This window comes from Streptomyces seoulensis (assembly GCF_004328625.1).
Lineage (GTDB): Bacteria > Actinomycetota > Actinomycetes > Streptomycetales > Streptomycetaceae > Streptomyces > Streptomyces seoulensis.
Window position 1 is genome coordinate 4,061,108 of sequence record NZ_CP032229.1, and the last position, 18,277, is coordinate 4,079,384.

Annotated in this window: 19 protein-coding genes; 13 read left to right on the plus strand and 6 right to left on the minus strand. The window is 73.1% G+C overall.

The window, feature by feature from the left end; translation table 11 throughout:
* Positions 1–25: 25 nt before the first annotated feature.
* Positions 26–1,147: a transcription termination factor Rho gene (rho, locus tag D0Z67_RS18995; RefSeq protein ID WP_031181039.1), complete on the minus strand. Its 1,122-nt coding sequence runs from the start codon at positions 1,145–1,147 to the stop codon at positions 26–28.
* 384 nt (positions 1,148–1,531) lie between these two features.
* Between rho and D0Z67_RS19000 the strand changes: the two genes are divergently transcribed.
* From D0Z67_RS19000 to D0Z67_RS19020, 5 genes are all read left to right on the plus strand, one after another.
* Positions 1,532–2,044, plus strand: coding sequence for a DinB family protein (locus D0Z67_RS19000; protein ID WP_031181040.1), 513 nt, complete (start codon positions 1,532–1,534; stop codon positions 2,042–2,044).
* Between the two features lie 327 nt (positions 2,045–2,371).
* Positions 2,372–3,196 (plus strand): helix-turn-helix domain-containing protein, encoded by an 825-nt coding sequence (locus D0Z67_RS19005; protein ID WP_031181041.1) that lies wholly within the window; start codon positions 2,372–2,374, stop codon positions 3,194–3,196.
* 80 nt (positions 3,197–3,276) lie between these two features.
* Positions 3,277–4,119 (plus strand): N-acetyl-1-D-myo-inositol-2-amino-2-deoxy-alpha-D-glucopyranoside deacetylase, encoded by an 843-nt coding sequence (mshB, locus tag D0Z67_RS19010; protein ID WP_031181042.1) that lies wholly within the window; start codon positions 3,277–3,279, stop codon positions 4,117–4,119.
* Positions 4,116–4,520, plus strand: a complete 405-nt coding sequence (locus tag D0Z67_RS19015; protein WP_031181043.1) for a DUF6113 family protein — start codon at positions 4,116–4,118, stop codon at positions 4,518–4,520. The genes mshB and D0Z67_RS19015 overlap by 4 nt, the downstream gene beginning before the upstream one ends.
* Positions 4,521–4,672: 152 nt before the next feature.
* The gene (locus tag D0Z67_RS19020) at positions 4,673–6,895 is read left to right on the plus strand and encodes a membrane protein (RefSeq protein ID WP_031181044.1); all 2,223 of its coding nucleotides are present in this window, start codon (positions 4,673–4,675) and stop codon (positions 6,893–6,895) included.
* 71 nt (positions 6,896–6,966) lie between these two features.
* Here D0Z67_RS19020 and D0Z67_RS19025 read toward each other — a convergent pair whose 3' ends face one another.
* Positions 6,967–7,299, minus strand: coding sequence for a hypothetical protein (locus tag D0Z67_RS19025; protein WP_037774921.1), 333 nt, complete (start codon positions 7,297–7,299; stop codon positions 6,967–6,969).
* Between the two features lie 203 nt (positions 7,300–7,502).
* On the opposite strand from D0Z67_RS19025, the gene D0Z67_RS19030 reads away from it, so the two are divergent.
* The 4 genes from D0Z67_RS19030 to D0Z67_RS19045 are packed head-to-tail and all read left to right on the plus strand — an operon-like array spanning position 7,503 to position 10,994.
* Positions 7,503–8,438, plus strand: a complete 936-nt coding sequence (locus D0Z67_RS19030; protein WP_031181045.1) for an ABC transporter ATP-binding protein — start codon at positions 7,503–7,505, stop codon at positions 8,436–8,438.
* Positions 8,435–9,193, plus strand: coding sequence for an ABC transporter permease (locus tag D0Z67_RS19035; RefSeq protein ID WP_031181046.1), 759 nt, complete (start codon positions 8,435–8,437; stop codon positions 9,191–9,193). Before D0Z67_RS19030 ends, D0Z67_RS19035 begins: the two co-directional genes overlap by 4 nt.
* 5 nt (positions 9,194–9,198) lie before the next feature.
* Positions 9,199–10,383 (plus strand): sensor histidine kinase, encoded by a 1,185-nt coding sequence (locus D0Z67_RS19040; RefSeq protein WP_037775001.1) that lies wholly within the window; start codon positions 9,199–9,201, stop codon positions 10,381–10,383.
* Positions 10,380–10,994 (plus strand): response regulator transcription factor, encoded by a 615-nt coding sequence (locus D0Z67_RS19045; RefSeq protein WP_031181048.1) that lies wholly within the window; start codon positions 10,380–10,382, stop codon positions 10,992–10,994. Before D0Z67_RS19040 ends, D0Z67_RS19045 begins: the two co-directional genes overlap by 4 nt.
* Positions 10,995–11,000: 6 nt before the next feature.
* Here D0Z67_RS19045 and D0Z67_RS19050 read toward each other — a convergent pair whose 3' ends face one another.
* A complete protein-coding gene (locus D0Z67_RS19050) occupies positions 11,001–11,885 on the minus strand; it encodes a transglutaminase family protein (RefSeq protein WP_031181049.1) in 885 nt (294 codons plus the stop codon).
* A gap of 9 nt (positions 11,886–11,894) precedes the next feature.
* A complete protein-coding gene (locus D0Z67_RS19055) occupies positions 11,895–12,914 on the minus strand; it encodes a GNAT family N-acetyltransferase (protein ID WP_031181050.1) in 1,020 nt (339 codons plus the stop codon).
* Between the two features lie 140 nt (positions 12,915–13,054).
* On the opposite strand from D0Z67_RS19055, the gene fdxA reads away from it, so the two are divergent.
* Both fdxA and D0Z67_RS19065 read left to right on the plus strand, forming a co-directional pair.
* Positions 13,055–13,375, plus strand: coding sequence for a ferredoxin (fdxA, locus tag D0Z67_RS19060; protein ID WP_018561461.1), 321 nt, complete (start codon positions 13,055–13,057; stop codon positions 13,373–13,375).
* Between the two features lie 120 nt (positions 13,376–13,495).
* Positions 13,496–14,593, plus strand: coding sequence for a bifunctional succinyldiaminopimelate transaminase/glutamate-prephenate aminotransferase (locus tag D0Z67_RS19065; RefSeq protein ID WP_031181051.1), 1,098 nt, complete (start codon positions 13,496–13,498; stop codon positions 14,591–14,593).
* 62 nt (positions 14,594–14,655) lie between these two features.
* Here D0Z67_RS19065 and D0Z67_RS30580 read toward each other — a convergent pair whose 3' ends face one another.
* Both D0Z67_RS30580 and D0Z67_RS19075 read right to left on the minus strand, forming a co-directional pair.
* On the minus strand, positions 14,656–14,943 hold the full coding sequence (locus D0Z67_RS30580; RefSeq protein ID WP_381118783.1) for an ATP-binding protein: 288 nt from the start codon (positions 14,941–14,943) through the stop codon (positions 14,656–14,658).
* Between the two features lie 292 nt (positions 14,944–15,235).
* A complete protein-coding gene (locus D0Z67_RS19075) occupies positions 15,236–16,234 on the minus strand; it encodes a VldE C-terminal domain-containing protein (protein ID WP_031181053.1) in 999 nt (332 codons plus the stop codon).
* A 97-nt stretch (positions 16,235–16,331) separates the two neighbouring features.
* On the opposite strand from D0Z67_RS19075, the gene dapE reads away from it, so the two are divergent.
* Together dapE and D0Z67_RS19085 are read left to right on the plus strand one after the other, a co-directional pair.
* On the plus strand, positions 16,332–17,411 hold the full coding sequence (gene dapE, locus D0Z67_RS19080) for a succinyl-diaminopimelate desuccinylase (protein ID WP_031181054.1): 1,080 nt from the start codon (positions 16,332–16,334) through the stop codon (positions 17,409–17,411).
* Between the two features lie 106 nt (positions 17,412–17,517).
* A complete protein-coding gene (locus D0Z67_RS19085; protein ID WP_031181055.1) occupies positions 17,518–18,276 on the plus strand; it encodes an LOG family protein in 759 nt (252 codons plus the stop codon).
* The last annotated feature ends 1 nt before the right edge of the window (position 18,277 follow it).

Sequence of the window (18,277 nt, forward strand, 5' to 3'; positions counted from 1 at the left end):
GTCCGCCGTCGCCCCTCCTGTGTGATCAGCTCGTCGGCAGCGTGGGCTGGACGCGGCGCAGGAACGTGGCGTTGTCCGGGGTCTCGCGCAGTCGTCCCAGCAGGGTCTCCAGGGACGCGTCCCCGTGTGCGCGCAGGGCGCGGCGCAGGCCCCTGGTGATGGCCAACTCTTCTCGGGTGAAGAGGAGTTCCTCGCGGCGGGTGCCGGTGCGGTCGATGTCCACGGGCGGGAAGACGCGGCGGGACGCCAGTTCGCGGTCCAGCCGGAGTTCCATGTTGCCGGTGCTCTTCAGCTCCTCGAAGAAGAAGCCGTCGGCGCGGGAGCCGGTGTCCACGAGCGCGGTCGCGAGGATCGTCAGCGAGCCGCCCTCCTCCGCCTGCCGTGCGGCGCCGAAGAACCGCTTGGGGCCCAGCAGCGCGCCCGCGTCCACGCCTCCGCTGAGGGTACGGCCGCCCGCCGCCGAGGCGTTGTTGTGCGCGCGGCAGAGGCGGGTCAGCGAGTCCAGCAGGATCACCACGTCCTCCCCGGCCTCCACCTGCCGCTTGGCCCGCTCCACGACGAGGTCCGCGAGCGCGATGTGGTCCTTGGCGGGGCGGTCGAAGGTGGAGGCGTACACCTCGCCGCGTACCGACCTGCGCATGTCGGTGACTTCCTCCGGGCGTTCGTCCAGCAGCAGCACCATCAGGCGGCACTCGGGGTGGTTGCCCGCGACGGCCGCGGCGAGCTGCTGGATGAGTACGGTCTTGCCGCTCTTCGGCGGCGCGACGATGAGGCCCCGCTGTCCCTTGCCCACGGGGGCGAGCAGGTCGGTCAGGCGGCCGGCCAGGCCGGAGGCGGGGTGCTCCAGGCGCATCCGCCGGTGGGGGTGGAGGGGGGTCAGGTCGCGGAAGTTCCTCCGCTGCCCTGCGGGGGCGTCGGCACTGGTCACCTCCGTGAGGGCCCGCTGGGGTCCGGCGACGCCCTCCACGAGGTCGCCCTTGCGGAGGCCGTGGCGCCGGATCAGCGACGCCGGGACCTGCGGGTCTCCCGGGGCGGGCAGGAGGCTCGCGGCGGCCCGCAGGTGGCCCTTGCCGTGCGCGTCGATGTCGAGGACGCCGGTGAGGGTGGTGTTCTGGGTTCTGATCGGGCGTTCGAGGGTGGTGGTCATGATGGGGTGTGTCCTTTCCGGACAGGTTCAGGAAGGGCCGCAGATCACGAAGACGCCTGCCTCCGGGCGACGGAAACGCACCACTGACGGAGCGAGAAAGCCCTGGTCACGGGGTGCTGAAGCGAAGAAGCCCGGCCTGGTCGAAGACCATCGGCACGAGGGCTGAGAGAGAAGTGCGACACCGGCGCCGGACATGGGGCGCGGGCATGCCGCTCATTGCACTGTACCGGGGTGGAGGGTCACGTCAAGGGGGAGACGGTACGGAGGGGTGTGCCGGGGCGCAACATCGTCTGTGCTGAACTGGGCCCGGTGCCGCACCAGTCGACGTTCGCCCTGTAGCGAGGCCCGCCGTCGGCGGCGTCCGGGGCTGGCGATAATCGGCCGATGAGCGCCATCGATCGTCCTATCCCGCCCCTGAACGCCGACGAGCGCACGACGCTGGAAAGCTGGCTCGACTTTCACCGCGCCACACTGGCCATGAAGTGCGAGGGGCTGGACGATGAGCAGGCCGCCGTCGCGTCCGTGCCGCCGTCCGGCTTCACGTTGACCGGCCTGGTCCAGCACATGGCGGAGGTGGAGCGGAACTGGTTCCGTCGCGTGTTCGCCGGCGAGCAGGCTCCGCGCATCTACGGCCCGCAGGCCGACTCGGACGGCCCCGACGGCGGCTTCGACCTTGCTGAGGGCGCCACCCTGAGCGACGCCCTCGCCACCTGGCACGCGGAGATCGCCCGCGCCCGCGAGCACTGCGCCGGCCGCGCTCTGACCGATACGGGCCGCTTCATGGAGCAGGACGTCAACCTCCGCTGGATCCACGTCCACATGATCGAGGAGTACGCCCGCCACAACGGCCACGCCGACCTGATCCGGGAACGCGTCGACGGCACCACCGGCGTGTAGCGCCGGATCATGCCGCCCTGCTCCTTGTGAGTGATCCGGCGCGTTCGCGGCTCGTGGCCGCACCGGAACCGGGGCCACCGTGCTCCGGTCGGACGGGTGGTCATTAAGACCTGGAAGACCGGGGGAAAGCACCCCACCAAACCCCACCCCTCCCGCCCACGGCGGCAGCCTCACTCGGGCGGGTGAACTTGACTGTTTCCGCTGGCAATTGGCACCCTCGGCGGCTCTAGGCTCAGCGGCAAGACAACAGCGGACATACGTCGGCCCCCGCCGGGAGTGGCTTCCCAGTGCGAGGGCCTGACCATCAAGGAAGAGAACCGCTTCCCGATGGGTAACCAGAACCCTAGCGCGCCCTCGCGCGTCCGGTCCCGTATTGCGGGACACGACCACCCGAACCGGGGTGGTCTCATCCACGACAACTCCCGCCACACCGCCCGCTTCACGGTGATCGGCAACCACCTCGCCCAGCACGCGGACCTCTCCCTGCTGGCGATCGGCCTCGGCACGCACATCCAGTCGCTGCCGCGAGGCGCCCGCATCGACATCAAGACCCTGGCCGCCCGCTTCCCCGAGGGCGTCACCCGTATCGCCGCCGCCCTGCGGGAGCTGGAGAAACACGGCTACCTGCGCCGCGAACGGCTGCGCATCCCCGGCGGCCGCATCGTCACGCGTACGGTCTCCTGCAACCAGCCGGGTCACAGCCGCGAGGCGAACGAACCCCGCCCGCGCCGCACCCCGACCCCACGCCCCAAGGCCCTCCCCGCCGTACCCACACCGGTCACCTCCGCCCTCCTCCACCCCGCCACCGACCTCCTCGCGGGCCTCCGCCGCCACGACAGCCGCCTGCTGCTCTCCGTCACCGACACGGCACACCTCGCCCCCGGTGTCGCCGCGTGGCTGGAGCGGGACGTCGCCCCGGCCGAGGTACGCCGCGCCCTGATCGACGGCCTGCCGACGGAGCCGCTGCACCGCCCGGCCGCCCTGCTCGCCCACCGCCTGACCAGGCACCTGCCACCCCCACCCCCGTTCAGGCCGCCCGCCCCGGAACCTCCGGTACGCCACCCCCTCCAGAACTGCGACGGCTGCAACCGGGCCTTCCGGGCCCCGGAGCCGGGCCGCTGCCGCGACTGCCGGAGGCACCCAGCCCACTGAGGCGTGGGAGACCGAGCTGCACGGTCCCCGATGGGACCGTCGGGAGTACCACGGGTGCCCCGCCTCGTACGCTGGACCCCATGACCGAACTGCCCGCCCGGCGTCTGCTGCTCGTGCATGCGCATCCTGATGACGAGTCGATCAACAATGGCGCGACCATGGCCAAGTACGTGGCCGAGGGGGCTCATGTGACTCTGGTGACCTGCACGCTGGGGGAGCGGGGGGAGGTGATCCCGGCGGAGCTGCGGCATCTGGAGGGGGCCGCGCTCGGGGCGTACCGGCGGGGCGAGCTGGACGCCGCCCTCACGGAGCTGGGGGTCGAGGACGTGCGGGTGCTCGGGTATCAGGACTCCGGGATGATGGGGCTGCCCGACAACGACGACCCCGCCGTCTTCTGGCAGGCCGGCCTCGATGAGGCCGCCGGGGCGCTCGCGGACGTGATGGTGGAGGTCCGGCCGCAGGTCGTCGTCGCGTACGACGACAACGGCGGGTACGGCCACCCCGACCACATCCAGGCCCACCGGATCGCGATGCGCGCCGTCGAGCTGGCCGAGGGCCGGGGGCACCGGGTGGACAAGGTCTACTGGAACCGCATGCCCCGCTCGGTCGTCGAGGACGCCTTCGCGCGGCTCGCCGAGGAGCTGCCCGGCCTGCCGTTCGGCAAGAGCGCCGACATCGCCGACCTGCCCGGTGTGGTCCCGGACGAGCGGATCACCACCGCCGTCGACGGCACCGCGTACGCCGCCGCCAAGGCCGCCGCGATGCGCGCCCACGCCACCCAGATCACCGTCGCGGGCGAGTACTTCGCGCTCTCCAACGACCTCGCCCAGCCGCTGTTCACCACCGAGTACTACGAACTGGTGCGGGGCAGCGCCGAACCCGGCGAGAGCGACCTCTTCGCCGGAGTGGAGGTGGCGTCATGAGCGCCTCGATGCTCGCCCAGCCGCTGCAACGCCCGTCGCTGGGCCGGATGGCCGCGCTGCTCGGGCTCGCCCTGCTCGGCGCGGTCGTCGGCGTCGCCGGGGCGCTGGTGCAGGCCGGCTGGTTCCCGCTCGGCCTGCTGCTCGCCCTCGCGGGCGCGGGCGGGCTGTTCCTCGGCGGCGGCTACGCGCTGCGCGGCCGCTCCGGCGCGGTCGCCCCGGTGCTCGGCTGGGTCGTCGCGGTCATCCTGCTCACCGCCAGCCGCCCGGAAGGTGACTTCCTGTTCGGCGCGGGTGGCGGCTCGTACGTCTTCCTGCTCGGAGGCATGGCCCTCGCTGTGATCTGCGCCACCTTGGCCCCCGGACGGCAACCCGACGGCGACGCCGACCGACTTGGCAAGTGACGTACCACTTCGCGGGGCCCTCGTGCGGGTCCAGTGCGGATTTCCCCGGCGGTCGTGGGATTCGCGCCAGAGGTGGCCAGTATGGTGGTGCGCGCCGCCGAGATGCCCGCTGAGGTCGTGACGGGCGGCGGAGCCAACCGGGAGAACCTGCCTTGAGTCGTGAAACTGACACTCCGTCCTCCGGGCCCAACGGGCGCGGCGGAGCCGCATACCCCTCCGGCACCCCGCCGTACGGGACCCCCATGGCTTCCGGCGACGGGACCGGCGCGGGAAGTCCGGACGCGCGTCCGGAGGACCGCAAGACCGAGACCACGCTGACCACGCGCATCCGGATCAACATCCCCGGATCGCGGCCGATCCCGCCGGTCGTCGTGCGCAAGACCGTCGACGGCGCCCCGGCCGGCGAGAGCGGCGGCGACGAGCCCGCCGCCGCGGCGCGGCCCGAACCCGCCGCGCCGCCCGCGCCCGAACCGGCCGCCGAGCCCGCCCCGCAGGCGGAGGAGAAGACCAGCGACTGGTTCGCTCCCCGCAAGGGCGGCGCCCCCAAGGGTGGTTCGGGCGGCGGCGGCACCAACGGCGCCGGAATGCCCGGCGGTTCCGCCGCCGGCACGAGCGCTCCGCGCCCCGGCGCCCCCGCGCTCGGCCCCGGCCCCTCCGCGCAGCGGCCCGCCACCCCCGCGCCCAACGCCCCCCGCCCCGGCGGCACCAACGGCTCCGGCATGTCCGGCGCCACCGGTGGCCCCGTCGCGCCGGGCCACGGCGGCGGCACCGGCTCGTTCGACGTGACCGAGGCGCTGGCCTCGGGCCCGCGCGGCGGCACCCGCCCCGGCGAGCCCGCCCGCGACGACCTGCCGTTCTTCTCCGACAACGGCGGTGCCCCCGCCGGTGGTCCGGGTGCCCCCGGCGCAGGCGGCCTCGGCGGGCCTGGAGGTCCCAGCGGCTTCAACGGCCCCGGCGGCCAGGGCTCCCCCGGCCCGAACGGCCCCGCGGGCCCGACCGGCGGCCCGGTCACCGGCGACGGCCCGCTGCCGACGCGTCCGGTACCGGGCAACGCGCCCGGCGCCCCCGGGATGCGCGGCATGGAGCCCGGCGAGCCCTTCGACGGCCCGCCCGCGTTCCGCGCCCCCGGCGGCGGCCCGCCCAAGAGCGCGCAGGGCCCCCAGGGTGGTCCGCAGGGTGCTCCGCAGCCCGGCAACCCCCTCAGCGACGACACCGCGATCCTCACCCCGCAGCAGCTCGCCGCCGCCCCGAACGCCCCCGGCCGCGCCCCGCACGGCACCGTCTCCGGGCACACCGTCACCAGCGGCATCCCGGTCTTCCCCGGCGACGAGGCCGACCCCTTCGGCCCCACCCCGGCCGCCGACCGCCCGGCGTACACGGCCCCCAAGCCGCCCGCGCCGCAGGCGAAGGCCGCGCCGCAGCCCAAGAAGAAGAAGGGCCGCAGCAAGCTGATGCTGCTGGTCGCCGGTGTGGTCGTCGTCGTGGGCGGTGCCTACGGCGCCGGTCTGCTGATGAACCGCACCGACGTGCCCAAGGGCACCACCGTGCTCGGTGTGGACATCGGCGGCGGCACCCGGGACAACGCGGTCAAGAAGCTGGACGACGCCTTCCGGGACCGGGTCGACAAGCCGCTCCAGCTCTCCGTGGGCGGCGGCAACGTGGCCCTGACCCCGGACAAGGCGGGCCTGCAGTTCGACTACCAGGCCACCGTCAGCAAGGCCGCCACCAGCGACTACAACCCGCTCTCCGTGATCGGCTCCCTCTTCGGGCAGAAGCGGGTCGTCCAGCCGGAGACCCCGGTGGACGAGGAGAAGCTCCAGGTCGCCCTCCAGCAGGCGGGCGGCGGTTCGGGCTCGGTCGTCGAGGGCGGCATCAAGTTCGAGTCCGGCAAGGCCGTCGCGGTCTACGGCAAGCCCGGCAAGGCCATCGACGCGGCCGGCTCCACCAAGGCCGTCGAGCAGGCGTACCGCACCCTGATCGAGACCGGCTCGGCCACCCCGGTCACCGTCCCCAGCACCACCCGGCAGCCCACGGTCCCGAACGCCGAGGTCGACCGCGAGATGAAGGCGTTCGCCGAGCCGGCGATGTCGAACCTCGTCACCGTCCAGACCGACGCGGCGCACAAGATCCCGTTCGGCCCCCGCTCGCTGCCGAAGATCCTCGGATTCAAGGCCGTGAACGGCAAGCTCGTCGACACCTACAACCTCGAGGCGCTCAAGGCGGCCTACGGCCAGACCTTCGACGGAGTGCAGGTCGAGACGGCCACCGGCAAGCGGGGCGTGCTCCCGCAGGACGTGGTGGGCGCCCTCCGCAAGGCCCTGCTGGGCAAGACCCCGGCCGAGCGGATCGGCGTGATCGACACCAAGCCGAACTGACACCGCGTGCCCATGAGGAGGAGCCCCCACCCGTCACCGGGCGGGGGCTCCTCCTCGTCCGCCGGTGTGCGTCAGGGGCGCGTGATGCAGTACAGGGCCACGTAACCCTTGATGCCCTGGTAGTTGATCGCGATCCAGAAGTAGCCGTTCTTGTAGCCGCAGGCCGTGAAGGTGCCGCCCTCGATGGCACCCCCGCAGTCGGCCCCCGCGCCCTTGGGGAAGAGCCCCAGAGCGGCGGAACTGGTCGTCGCGGACTTGCGAATCCGTACGCTCTCCGCGGCGTGACAGTTGATCGCCCGTACCTGGGCCGTGTCCGAGGGCGCCGCCTGCGCGGGTGCGGCGAAGACGAGCCCGGCGGCGGCGACCACGGTGGTGGCGGCCCCGGCAAGGAGCTTGCGCATCATGGGTTCTCCTCTGGGTGGCTGTGCCTGACGGGTGGAGCGGAACGGCGGCCAAGCTAGTGACCCGACCGTGCGCATGCCATCGAATTCGGGCGGATACGACGGGATCGCGCCACCCATTCCGCCGGCCGGCATGACATCTGTCATCCGGCACTCAGGACCGACGGCACTGCCGTCGCCGCCCCCCTTCCGGTCAGAGTGGGGGCATGACAACGACTGCGGTGGCGACCGCGACCGACGTGCCGGTGGTGGCCGGGTTCGAGCAGGTGAGCAAGGCGTACGGGAGTGTGCGGGCGGTGGACGGGCTGTCGCTCACGCTGCGGCCCGGGGAGACCGTCGCGCTGCTCGGGCCCAATGGCGCGGGCAAGTCCACCACGCTCGACCTGCTGCTCGGGCTGAAGCAGCCGGACGAGGGGCGGGTGACCGTGTTCGGGACCGGTCCGCGCGAGGCCATCGTCGCCGGGCGGGTCGGGGCGATGCTGCAGAGCGGTGGGCTTATGGAGGACGTGACGGTCGCCGAACTGGTCGGTCTGGCCTGCTCGTTGCACCCCCGTCCGCACCCCGTCTCCGACGTGCTGGCCCGCGCGGGCGTCACCCAGATCGCCGACCGCAAGGTCAACAAGCTCTCCGGCGGCCAGGCCCAGCGCGTCCGCTTCGCCCTGGCCACCGCCGGGGACAGCGACCTCATCGTGCTGGACGAGCCCACCACCGGGATGGACGTCTCCGCCCGGCAGGCGTTCTGGGCCACCATGCGCGAGCAGGCCGACCAGGGCCGTACCGTCCTCTTCGCCACGCACTACCTCGAAGAGGCCGACGCCATCGCGGACCGGGTGCTCGTGCTGCACCGGGGCCGCCTGCTGGCCGACGGCACCGCCGCCGAGATCAAGGCCCGCGCGGGCGCCCGCCGGGTCTCCTTCGACCTGACCGGCGCCGTCGACGAGACCGCGCTGGCCGCCCTGCCCGCGCTGACCTCGCTGGACGTCTCCGGGCAGACCGTCCGCATCCAGTCCTCCGACGCCGACGCCACCGTGCACGCCGTGTACGGGCTCGGTCTCTACCCCCGCAACCTGGAAGTCGCCGGCCTCGGCCTGGAGCAGGCTTTCGTCGCCATCACCGAGGCCGAGGAGGCCAAGCGCGCATGACCGGCATCCTCGCCTCACGGGCCCTGATCAAGCTGGAACTCGCCCGCGCCCTGCGCAACCGCAAGTTCCTGTTCTTCTCCGTGCTCTACCCCTCGATCATCTTCCTGATCTTCGCGGGCAGTTCGGGCACCGGCGAGAAGGTGGACGGCACCGGCCTGACCGTCGCCACCTACCTGATGGTCTCCATGGCCTCCTTCGGCGCGCTGACCGCCGTCCTGATGGGCAACAGCGAGCGCATCGCCAAGGAGCGGGAGAGCGGCTGGGTGCGCCAGCTCCGGCTGACCCCGCTGCCCGGCCACGGGTACGTCCTCGCCAAGACCGCCAGCGCGGCCGTGGTGAGCCTGCCGTCCATCGTGATGGTGTTCATCGTCGCCGCCGTCGTGAAGGACGTACGGCTCGACGCCTGGCAGTGGCTCGCCCTGACCGGCGTCATCTGGGCCGGCAGCCTCGTCTTCGCCGCGCTCGGCGTCGCCATCGGCTACCTCGCCTCCGGGGACGCGGTACGGCCCATCACGATGATCGTCTACTTCGCGCTCTCCCTCCTCGGCGGCCTGTGGATGCCCTCGGCAGGGTTCCCGCGCTGGCTCCAGGACATCGCCGAGTGGCTGCCGACGTACGCGTACGCTGCCCTGGGACGCGCGGTCGAGCAGAGCCAGGCCCCGCACGGGCGGGACGTCGCCGTCCTCGCCGTGTACTTCGTCCTCTTCGCGGGCGGCGCGGCCTGGCTGTACCGGAAGGACACGCTGAAGGCGTGAACGCGATGACGGAGGACCGGTGCGCCGGGACCGAGGCGGACACCCCCGTGGGGCGTCCGCCGCAGGGCCGGCGCGAGCTGTGGGTGAAGCTGCTGTGGATCGGCGTCTGGCTGGTCTTCCTCAGCTCACCCGTCCACGACCTGGTGAACGGCAACCACGGGACGGCGGCCACCTGGGCCGGAGCGGTGGGACTCACCGCGTTCGTCGGGGTCTACCTGGGGCTGGTCTTCCGCAACATGGGCCGGACCTTCTCCGGACCGGCCGTCGTCCTGCTCCTGGTGGTCCTCGGCATCCTCGCGCCGCTGCTCGCCTACACCCTGGGCAGCGCCTGGCTCGGCCTCTTCGTCTACCTCTCGGTGGCCTGCGGGGCGACCCTCCCGGCCAAGGCCACCTACTGGGCGATCCCGGCCTCGGCGGCCGTGATGTACCTCGTCGGACTGCACACCGACGAGGAGGAGGCGCGGGACCTGATCCTGCTGGTGGTGCTGATCGGCTTCGCCATGACGGGCGTACGGCAGCTGGTGCGCACCACCGTCGAGCTGCGCAAGGCGCGGGCCACCGTGGCGCAGCTCGCCGCGAACGAGGAGCGGCTGCGGCTCGCCCGTGACCTGCACGACCTGCTGGGGCACTCGCTGTCCCTGATCACGCTCAAGAGCGAGCTGGCGGGACGGATGCTGCCCGGCCGGCCCGAGGAGGCCGCCCAGCAGGTCGCGGACATCGAGCGGGTCAGCCGGCAGGCGCTGGTCGACGTACGGGAGGCCGTCACGGGGTACCGGCGGCCCCGGCTCGCCGCCGAACTCGCGGGCGCGCAGGTCGCGTTGACGGCCGCCGGGGTCATCGCCGAGATCCCGGCCGAGCCCGAGCTGGCCGGGCTGCCCGAGGAGGCCGAGGCCGCGCTGGCGTGGACCTTGCGGGAGGCCGTCACCAACGTGGTCCGGCACAGCGGGGCCGAGCGGTGCGCGGTCGAGCTGCTGCACCGGCACACCCTGGACGGGCCGGTGCTGGAGCTGTCCGTCGAGGACAACGGCTCCGGCGGCTCGGGCAAGGGGCCCGGCAACGGGCTCACCGGGCTCGTGGAGCGGCTCCAGGGGGCCGGGGGCACGCTGGAGGCGGGCCGGTCCGCCAAGGGGTTCCGGGTGGTCGCCCGCGTCCCGTCGGCCGCCGTGGCGGACGTAGTATCCGGGTCATGACGAGCACGATCAAGGTCCTCCTCGCCGAGGACCAGTCGATGGTCCGCGAGGCGCTCGCCGCGCTGCTCGGCCTTGAGGACGACATCGAGGTCGTCGCGCAGGTGGCGCGCGGGGACGAGGTGCTGGCCGCGGTGGGGGAGCACGGGGTGGACGTGGCCCTGCTCGACATCGAGATGCCCGGCTGCACCGGGATCGAGGCCGCCGCCCAGGTCCACCGGGCGCACCCCGGCGTGAAGCTCGTCGTCCTCACCACCTTCGGCCGCCCCGGCTACCTCCGCAGCGCCATGGAGGCGGGCGCCGACGCCTTCCTCGTCAAGGACGCCCCGGCCGCCCAACTCGCCGCCGCCGTACGCAAGGTGCTCACCGGCGAACGCGTCATCGACCCCACCCTGGCCGCCGCCGCCCTCGCCGAGGGCGCCAACCCCCTCACCGACCGCGAACGCGAGATCCTCCGCGCCGCCGCCGACGGCTCCACCAACGCCGAACTCGCCGCCGCCCTCCACCTCTCCCAGGGCACCGTCCGCAACTACCTCTCCACCGCCATCCAGAAACTCGCCGCCCGCAACAGGGCCGAGGCGGTCCGCATCGCCCGCGAGAAGGGCTGGCTCTGAGGCCGGTCAGTTGAGCAGGGCTCTTGCCGCGTGGGCCTGGGCGCGGGCCTTTTCCTCGGCTGTGGGGTCGACCACGGAGACCAGTTCCGCGTAGGCATCCAGCTCGGCCGCGCCCTCCGTGAAGGCGCCGCGCTGGACGAGGAGGCGGCCTCGGTCGTAGCGCAGGCGGGCCGGGCGGGAGGGGAGGAGCATGGCGAGCTCCACCGCCCAGAGGGCCACGTCGGAGCGTTCGGGGCGGGCGGTGGCCCAGGCGCGGATGTTGTTGAGGATGCGCTGGATGACCTGGAGCGGGGCCGCCGGGACCAGCATCGAGGGCTCCAGGGGCGCGCCCGTCGCCCCGGCCACCAGCAGCTCGGTGTCGGCGCCGCTGAGCACCCGGCCGCCTTCGAAGGGGTCCGCGAGGACCCGGTCTCCGGCCGTGCCGAAGCCGACCACGAAGTGCCCCGGCAGCGCGACCCCGTACACCGGGGCGCCCGCGCGCCGGGCGACCTCCATCCACACCACCGACAGCAGGATCGGCAGCCCGCGCCGCCGCCGCAGCACCGAGTGCAGCAGCGAGGACTCCAGCCGCTCGTACTCCCCGGCCGTGCCGCGGAACCCGTTGGTGCCGCCCAGCAGCCGGCCCACCGCGCGGGCCCAGGCCAGCGGCTCGCCCGGCCGGTACGGCAGCCGACCGGCGAGTTCGTCCAGCTCGATCTGGGCCGCGTCCATCCCGGCCTCGTCCAGCGTGCCGTCCGCCTCCGCGCCGATCATCAGGCACAGCGCGGACAGGTCGGGCCACTGCGACCGCGCCTCCTCCGCGAACCGCCGCCGCAGCTCCGCCGACCGCTCGGGCGGAGGCGGGTAGGGGGGCGGGAAAGCGGGGCGCCGGGCCGGTTCCTGGGGCTCCACGACGGCCTCCTACGACCGCCCGGAGCCGGCCGCGTCCGGCTCCCGGTAGTGGTGGTAGGCGTGATGCCGGGCGAAGCCGAGACCGTCGTACAGCCGCCGCGCGCCCTCGTTGTCCTCCTCGACCTGGAGCCAGGCCGCCGAGGCGCCCTCGTCCAGGGCGCGCCGGGCCAGCGCGGCCATCACGTCGGTGGCCAGCCCCTGGCGGCGCCGGGCCGGATCGACCTCGACCGCCGCGAACCCGGCCCAGCGGCCGTCCACCACGCACCGCCCGATCGCCGCCGGCGGCTCGCCGTCGGCGCCGGGCACACGGGCGAACCACACCGACGGTCCGCCGTGCAGCACCCGCAGGGCCACCTCGCTCACTCCCTCGCGCCCGTACCGCGCGAGCCAGGCCTCGTCCGCCTCGCGGGAGAGCAGCACGCCGGTGCCGCCGTCCCGGTCCGCGACCGGTGCCAGGGCGCCGGTCCACAGCTCCGCCGTGACCTCCCGCGTCCAGCCGCGCCGCGCCAGCTCCGCCGACAGCAGCTCCTGCGTGCCCTCGGCGCCGGTGGCGGTCTGGACGTAGGCGGGCAGTCCGCGCTCGCCGTACCAGCCTCTTACGGAAGTCAGGGCCGCGTCGAGCGGAAGCCCCGGCTCGCCGAGCGGCAGCACGCTGTTGGCCCGCCGGGTGAAGCCGCCCGCGGCCCGCAGCTCCCACGCGCCGAGCCGCTCGTCCTCCAGCGGAGGCCACGCCCGCGCCGCGATCCGCGCCAGCTCCTCGTACCCCGCCGACGGCCCCCGCCGACGCGCCGGGGCGGCCGGTACGACCTTGCCCGCGACCAGCGACGACGCCTCGGCCCTGATGACCCGGCCGTCCCGTCGTGTGATCATGAGCACGCCGTCGTCGTCCCAGGATGTGAGAACGCCTACCGTGTCGGTGAACTTCTCGCCCGCCGCACCCGATCCCGTCAACTGCCGTACGGATACCCTTTTGCCCACGTCTGCCGGTGTGATGAGGACCTTGAGCAGTCCTGTCACCGAGATTTCCACGGGTCGCTCCACCCCTCCTGTTCGGATCACGGTCCGGAACGGAGATACTAGGTGCGGGCATCGACGACGCCGCGCTCCCGCGCGCCAGGCGGCGGAGCCTGAGGAGGCCCGCCAGCGCCCTATCGAGGAGGAACGACAGCGTGACCTACGTCATCGCGCAGCCTTGTGTCGACGTCAAGGACAAGGCGTGCATCGAGGAGTGCCCGGTCGACTGCATCTACGAGGGCCAGCGGTCCTTGTACATCCACCCGGACGAATGCGTCGACTGTGGTGCCTGTGAGCCGGTCTGCCCGGTCGAGGCGATCTTCTACGAGGACGACACTCCGGAGGAGTGGAAGGACTACTACAAGGCGAACGTCGAGTTCTTCGACGAGCTGGGCTCCCCCGGCGGCGCCAGCAAGCTGGGTCTGATCGAGCGCGACCACCCCTTCATCGCCGCGCTGCCGCCCCAGGGCGAGTAACCGGTCGGCAAGGCCCCGCGGCCCGTATGGGCGCGCCGCCTCGGTCCCGTACGGCCTGGTGATCCCCCGGCCGTGCGGGACCGAGGCGTTTCGCGCCCCCAAGGAAAGAGAGCAAGCCCCGTGTCCGCAGTCTCCGACCGGCTCCCCGCCTTCCCCTGGGACAAGCTGGAGCCGTACAAGAGGACCGCCGCCGCGCACCCCGGCGGCATCGTCGACCTCTCCGTCGGCACCCCGGTCGACCCGGTTCCCGAGCTGATCCAGAAGGCGCTGGTCGACGCGGCCGACTCGCCGGGCTACCCGACGGTCTGGGGCACGCCCGCGCTGCGCGACGCGATCACCGGCTGGCTGGAGCGCCGCCTCGGCGCCCGGGACGTCACCCACCGGCACATGCTGCCGATCGTCGGCTCCAAGGAGCTCGTCGCCTGGCTGCCGACCCAGCTCGGGCTCGGCCCCGGCGACAAGGTCGCCTACCCGCGCCTGGCCTACCCGACCTACGAGGTCGGCGCCCGCCTCGCCCGCGCCGAGTACGAGGTCTACGACGACCCGCGCGAGCTGGACCCGACGAACCTCAAGCTGCTCTGGCTGAACTCGCCGTCCAACCCCACCGGCAAGGTCCTCTCCCAGGAGGAGCTGACCGGGATCGTGGCCTGGGCCCGCGAGCACGGCGTACTGATCGTCTCGGACGAGTGCTACCTGGAGCTCGGCTGGGAAACCGACCCGGTCTCGGTCCTGCACCCGGACGTCAACGGCGGCTCCTACGACGGCATCCTTGCCGTCCACTCCCTCTCCAAGCGGTCCAACCTGGCCGGTTACCGCGCGGCCTTCGTCGCGGGCGACCCGGCGGTGCTGATGCCGCTGCTGGAGATCCGCAAGCACGGCGGCATGATGACCTCCGCGCCGACCCAGGCCGCGGTGGTGGCCGCCCTCGGCGACGACGAGCACGTACGCCTCCAGCGCGAGCGCTACGCGGCCCGCCGCGACAGGCTCCGCGCGGCCCTTACGGCCCACGGCTTCCGCATCGACCACAGCGAGGCCAGCCTCTACCTCTGGGCCACCCGCGGCGACTCCTGCTGGACCACGGTCGCCGCCCTGGCCGACCTCGGCATCCTGGTGGCCCCGGGCGACTTCTACGGCGAGGCGGGCGAGAAGCACGTCCGCGTGGCGCTGACGGCGACGGACGAGCGTATCGACGCGGCGGTGGCCCGCCTGACGGCGTGAGTGCATGACGAAGGGGTCCAGGGAACTCCCTGGACCCCTTCGTCATGTTCGTCGTGCGACGACTAGCCGAGCGGCAGACCCTTCAGCGGGAGGCCGCCCAGCACGTTCCCCGCCGCCTTGCCCGCCGCAGGCGCCGGCACGGCCTTCTTGACGGCCTTGCTGTCCGCCAGCCCGCCCACGGTCTTGTCCACGTGCGTCGCGCCGTCCAGCTTGGTCAGCCCGCCGAGGTCCGGCACCGCCGGCTGGTTGGTGGCCGCACCGGCGGTACCCGCGGCGCCGACCCCGGCGGCCGCCCCCGCGGCGACGAGCAGCGCGGCACGGGCGATACGGCGGGTCAGGGGGAGGGACATGATGCTCCATTCGGCAGAAGAGAACGGTGTGGTGTCCGAGCCCGGACGCACTGACTACCGCTCGAACCCGCCGAAGGTTGCGGACGCCGAAGGTAAAGACTGGATAACGCATCGCATTATCAGGTGTGGATAAAAACGGGCAAAGACCGTCCCGAAGAGGTCCCGCAGAATCCTTCCAGCTCATGCGCCGCAAGGGCTGAGGACCACTCCCGCACCCCTGCCCCCGGACGCGCCCCCCGACAACCCCCGCAACCCGTACGGGTAAGCCCCCGCACAAGCGTCCAAGCCCCGCTCAGGACCCCGTGACGATCCGCACGGACGCCAGCGACGACTCCGCCCCGGCCGCCCCGGAGGACGGGGCCCTCACCGGATGCCAGTCCCCGCCGCCGTTGGACGCGGTCCACTCCCGCCCCTCGTACGTCACCCGAGTGATGCGCAGCGCCGAGGAGTTGGCGACCGCCCACTGTGCGAGCTGCCACCCCCGCTCCCGCTCGGTGCGCCCGTGGGTGTCCGTACGCGTGCCCTGCGGCACCGGCACGGTCACCGTCCGGCCGTGCGCGGTGGCGGTCACGCTGGGCGAGGGGGAGGGCGAGGGGACGGCCGTACCGCCCACCACCGCGCCGGTCTCCTGGAGCGCGTCCCGCCCGAAGTCCCGTACCAGCGCGGTCCGTACGGCGTCCGGGCGCGCCGCCTGGGCGGTGCGGGCGGTGCGGCCGTCGCAGGTCAGGGTGGCCGCCGAGCGGCCGGTGAGGGCGGCGGCCAGCAGCTTCGCGTCCGGCTCGTGCTTGGCGTACGCCTCCGGGAAGCCGCTGCGCTGCACCTTCTGCGCGGCGACGGTGAGCGGGAGTTCGGCGTAGCCGGGCACATGGGCGAGGTGCGCGTAGAAGATGCCCGCCGAGTACGCCGGGTCCATGATCTGCCGCTCGGTGCCCCAGCCCTGTGAGGGCCGCTGCTGGAACAGGCCGAGCGAATCCCGGTCTCCGTGGCCGATGTTGCGCAGCCCGGACTCCTGGAGCGCGGTGGCGAGCGCGATGGTCACGGCACGTTCGGGCATGCCGCGCCCGGTGCCGACGGCCGCGATGGTGGCCGCGTTCACGGCCTGTTCGGGCGTGAAGGCGTACGACACCGTCCTGTCCTGCACCGAGACCACGGTGCAGCCGCGCGCGGCACCGCCTCCGGTGACGTACTGGACGACGAGGTACGCGCCGACACCGGCGAGCACGAGCAGGGCCGCACCGATCCGGAGCACACGGCCGCGACGCTTGGGGCGAGAGGGGGACGGCTCTGACACGCGTACAAGGTACTGGAGCCCACGAGGGGTCCCGTCGCGGGCCCGCGCCCGGTGAGCACGGCGGGCCCCGTGCCCGGCGGGCGTTAGGGTCACCAGCATGGCCGACACCACCCTTGACCTCACGCTGGACGCCGCCGAGCTGACCGCCCGGCTCGTGGACATCCCGTCGGAGAGCGGCACGGAGAAGCCCCTCGCGGACGCGATCGAGGCCGCGCTGCGCGCTCTGCCCCACCTCACGGTGGAGCGCTTCGGCAACAACGTCCTCGCCCGCACCGATCTGGGCCGCGCCGAACGCGTCATCCTCGCCGGGCACATCGACACCGTGCCGATCGCGGAGAACGTCCCCTCCCGTCTCGACGGGGACGGCGTGCTGTGGGGCTGCGGCACCTGCGACATGAAGGCCGGCGTCGCGGTCCAGCTCCGGATCGCGGCCACCGTGCCGGAGCCCAACCGCGACCTGACCTTCGTCTTCTACGACAACGAGGAGGTCGCCGCCGAGCTGAACGGCCTCAAGCACCTCGCCGAGGCCCGCCCGGAGTGGCTCCGGGGCGACTTCGCGGTGCTTCTGGAGCCCTCCGACGGCGAGGTCGAGGGCGGCTGCCAGGGCACCCTCCGAGTGCTGCTGAGGACCAAGGGCGAGCGGGCCCACTCCGCGCGCGGCTGGATGGGCTCCAACGCCATCCACGCGGCCGCCCCGATCCTCTCCCGCCTCGCCTCCTACGAGCCCCGGTGGCCGGTGATCGACGGTCTGGAGTACCGCGAGGGCCTGAACGCGGTCCGTATCGGCGGGGGAGTGGCCGGCAACGTCATCCCGGACGAGTGCGTGGTCACCGTCAACTTCCGCTACGCCCCCGACCGCACCGAGGAGGAGGCGATCGCGCACGTGCGTGAGGTGTTCGCGGACTGCGGGGTCGAGGAGTTCGTGATCGACGACCACAGCGGCGCCGCCCTGCCCGGCCTGTCCCACCCGGCCGCCGCGGCCTTCATCGAGGCGGTCGGCGGCACCCCGATGCCCAAGTACGGCTGGACGGACGTCTCCCGCTTCGCCTCCCTCGGCATCCCGGCGGTCAACTACGGTCCCGGCAATCCGCACCTGGCGCACAAGCGGGACGAGCGGGTCGAGGTGGCCAAGGTCCTCGCCGGTGAGGAGCGGCTGCGCGCCTGGCTCACCGCGTGACGCCCGCACCACGCGGCGCCGCGTTCCGGACATGCTCACGTCCCCCCTCCGTAACGGTTGCGGATCTAGGCTGAGGACGAAATACCGGCAAGCGGAGGGAGCGCACATGGCTACCGGAAACCCCGAGGGGAAGAAGCGCCCACCGGACGAGCAGCGGCTCGGCCCGGTGCTCCGGCGGCGGGGCCAGGTGCAGGCCAGCACCACGGACCAGCGGCTGCTGGACGAGCGCGCCCCCACCGACTGGGTGCACACCGACCCCTGGCGGGTGCTGCGCATCCAGTCGGAGTTCATCGAGGGCTTCGGCACCCTCGCCGAGATCCCGCCCGCGATCAGCGTGTTCGGCTCGGCCCGGACCCCGGTCGACTCGCCGGAGTACGAGGCGGGTGTGCGGCTCGGGCGGGGTCTGGTCGAGGCCGGCTGGGCGGTGATCACCGGGGGCGGTCCCGGCGCCATGGAGGCGGCCAACAAGGGCGCGCTGGAGGCGGGCGGCCTCTCGATCGGCCTCGGCATCGAGCTGCCCTTCGAGCAGGGGCTCAACCAGTACGTCGACATCGGACTCAACTTCCGGTACTTCTTCGTCCGGAAAATGATGTTCGTGAAGTACGCGCAGGGCTTCGTCGTGCTGCCCGGCGGGCTCGGCACGCTGGACGAGCTGTTCGAGGCGCTCACCCTGGTGCAGACCCAGAAGGTGACCCGCTTCCCGATCGTGCTGTTCGGCAGCGAGTACTGGGGCGGCCTGATGGACTGGCTGCGGAACACGCTGGTCGCGCAGGGCAAGGCGGCGGAGAAGGACCTGATGCTGTTCCACGTGACGGACGACGTGGACGAGGCGGTCGCGCTGGTGTCCAAGGAAGCGGCGCGTTAGT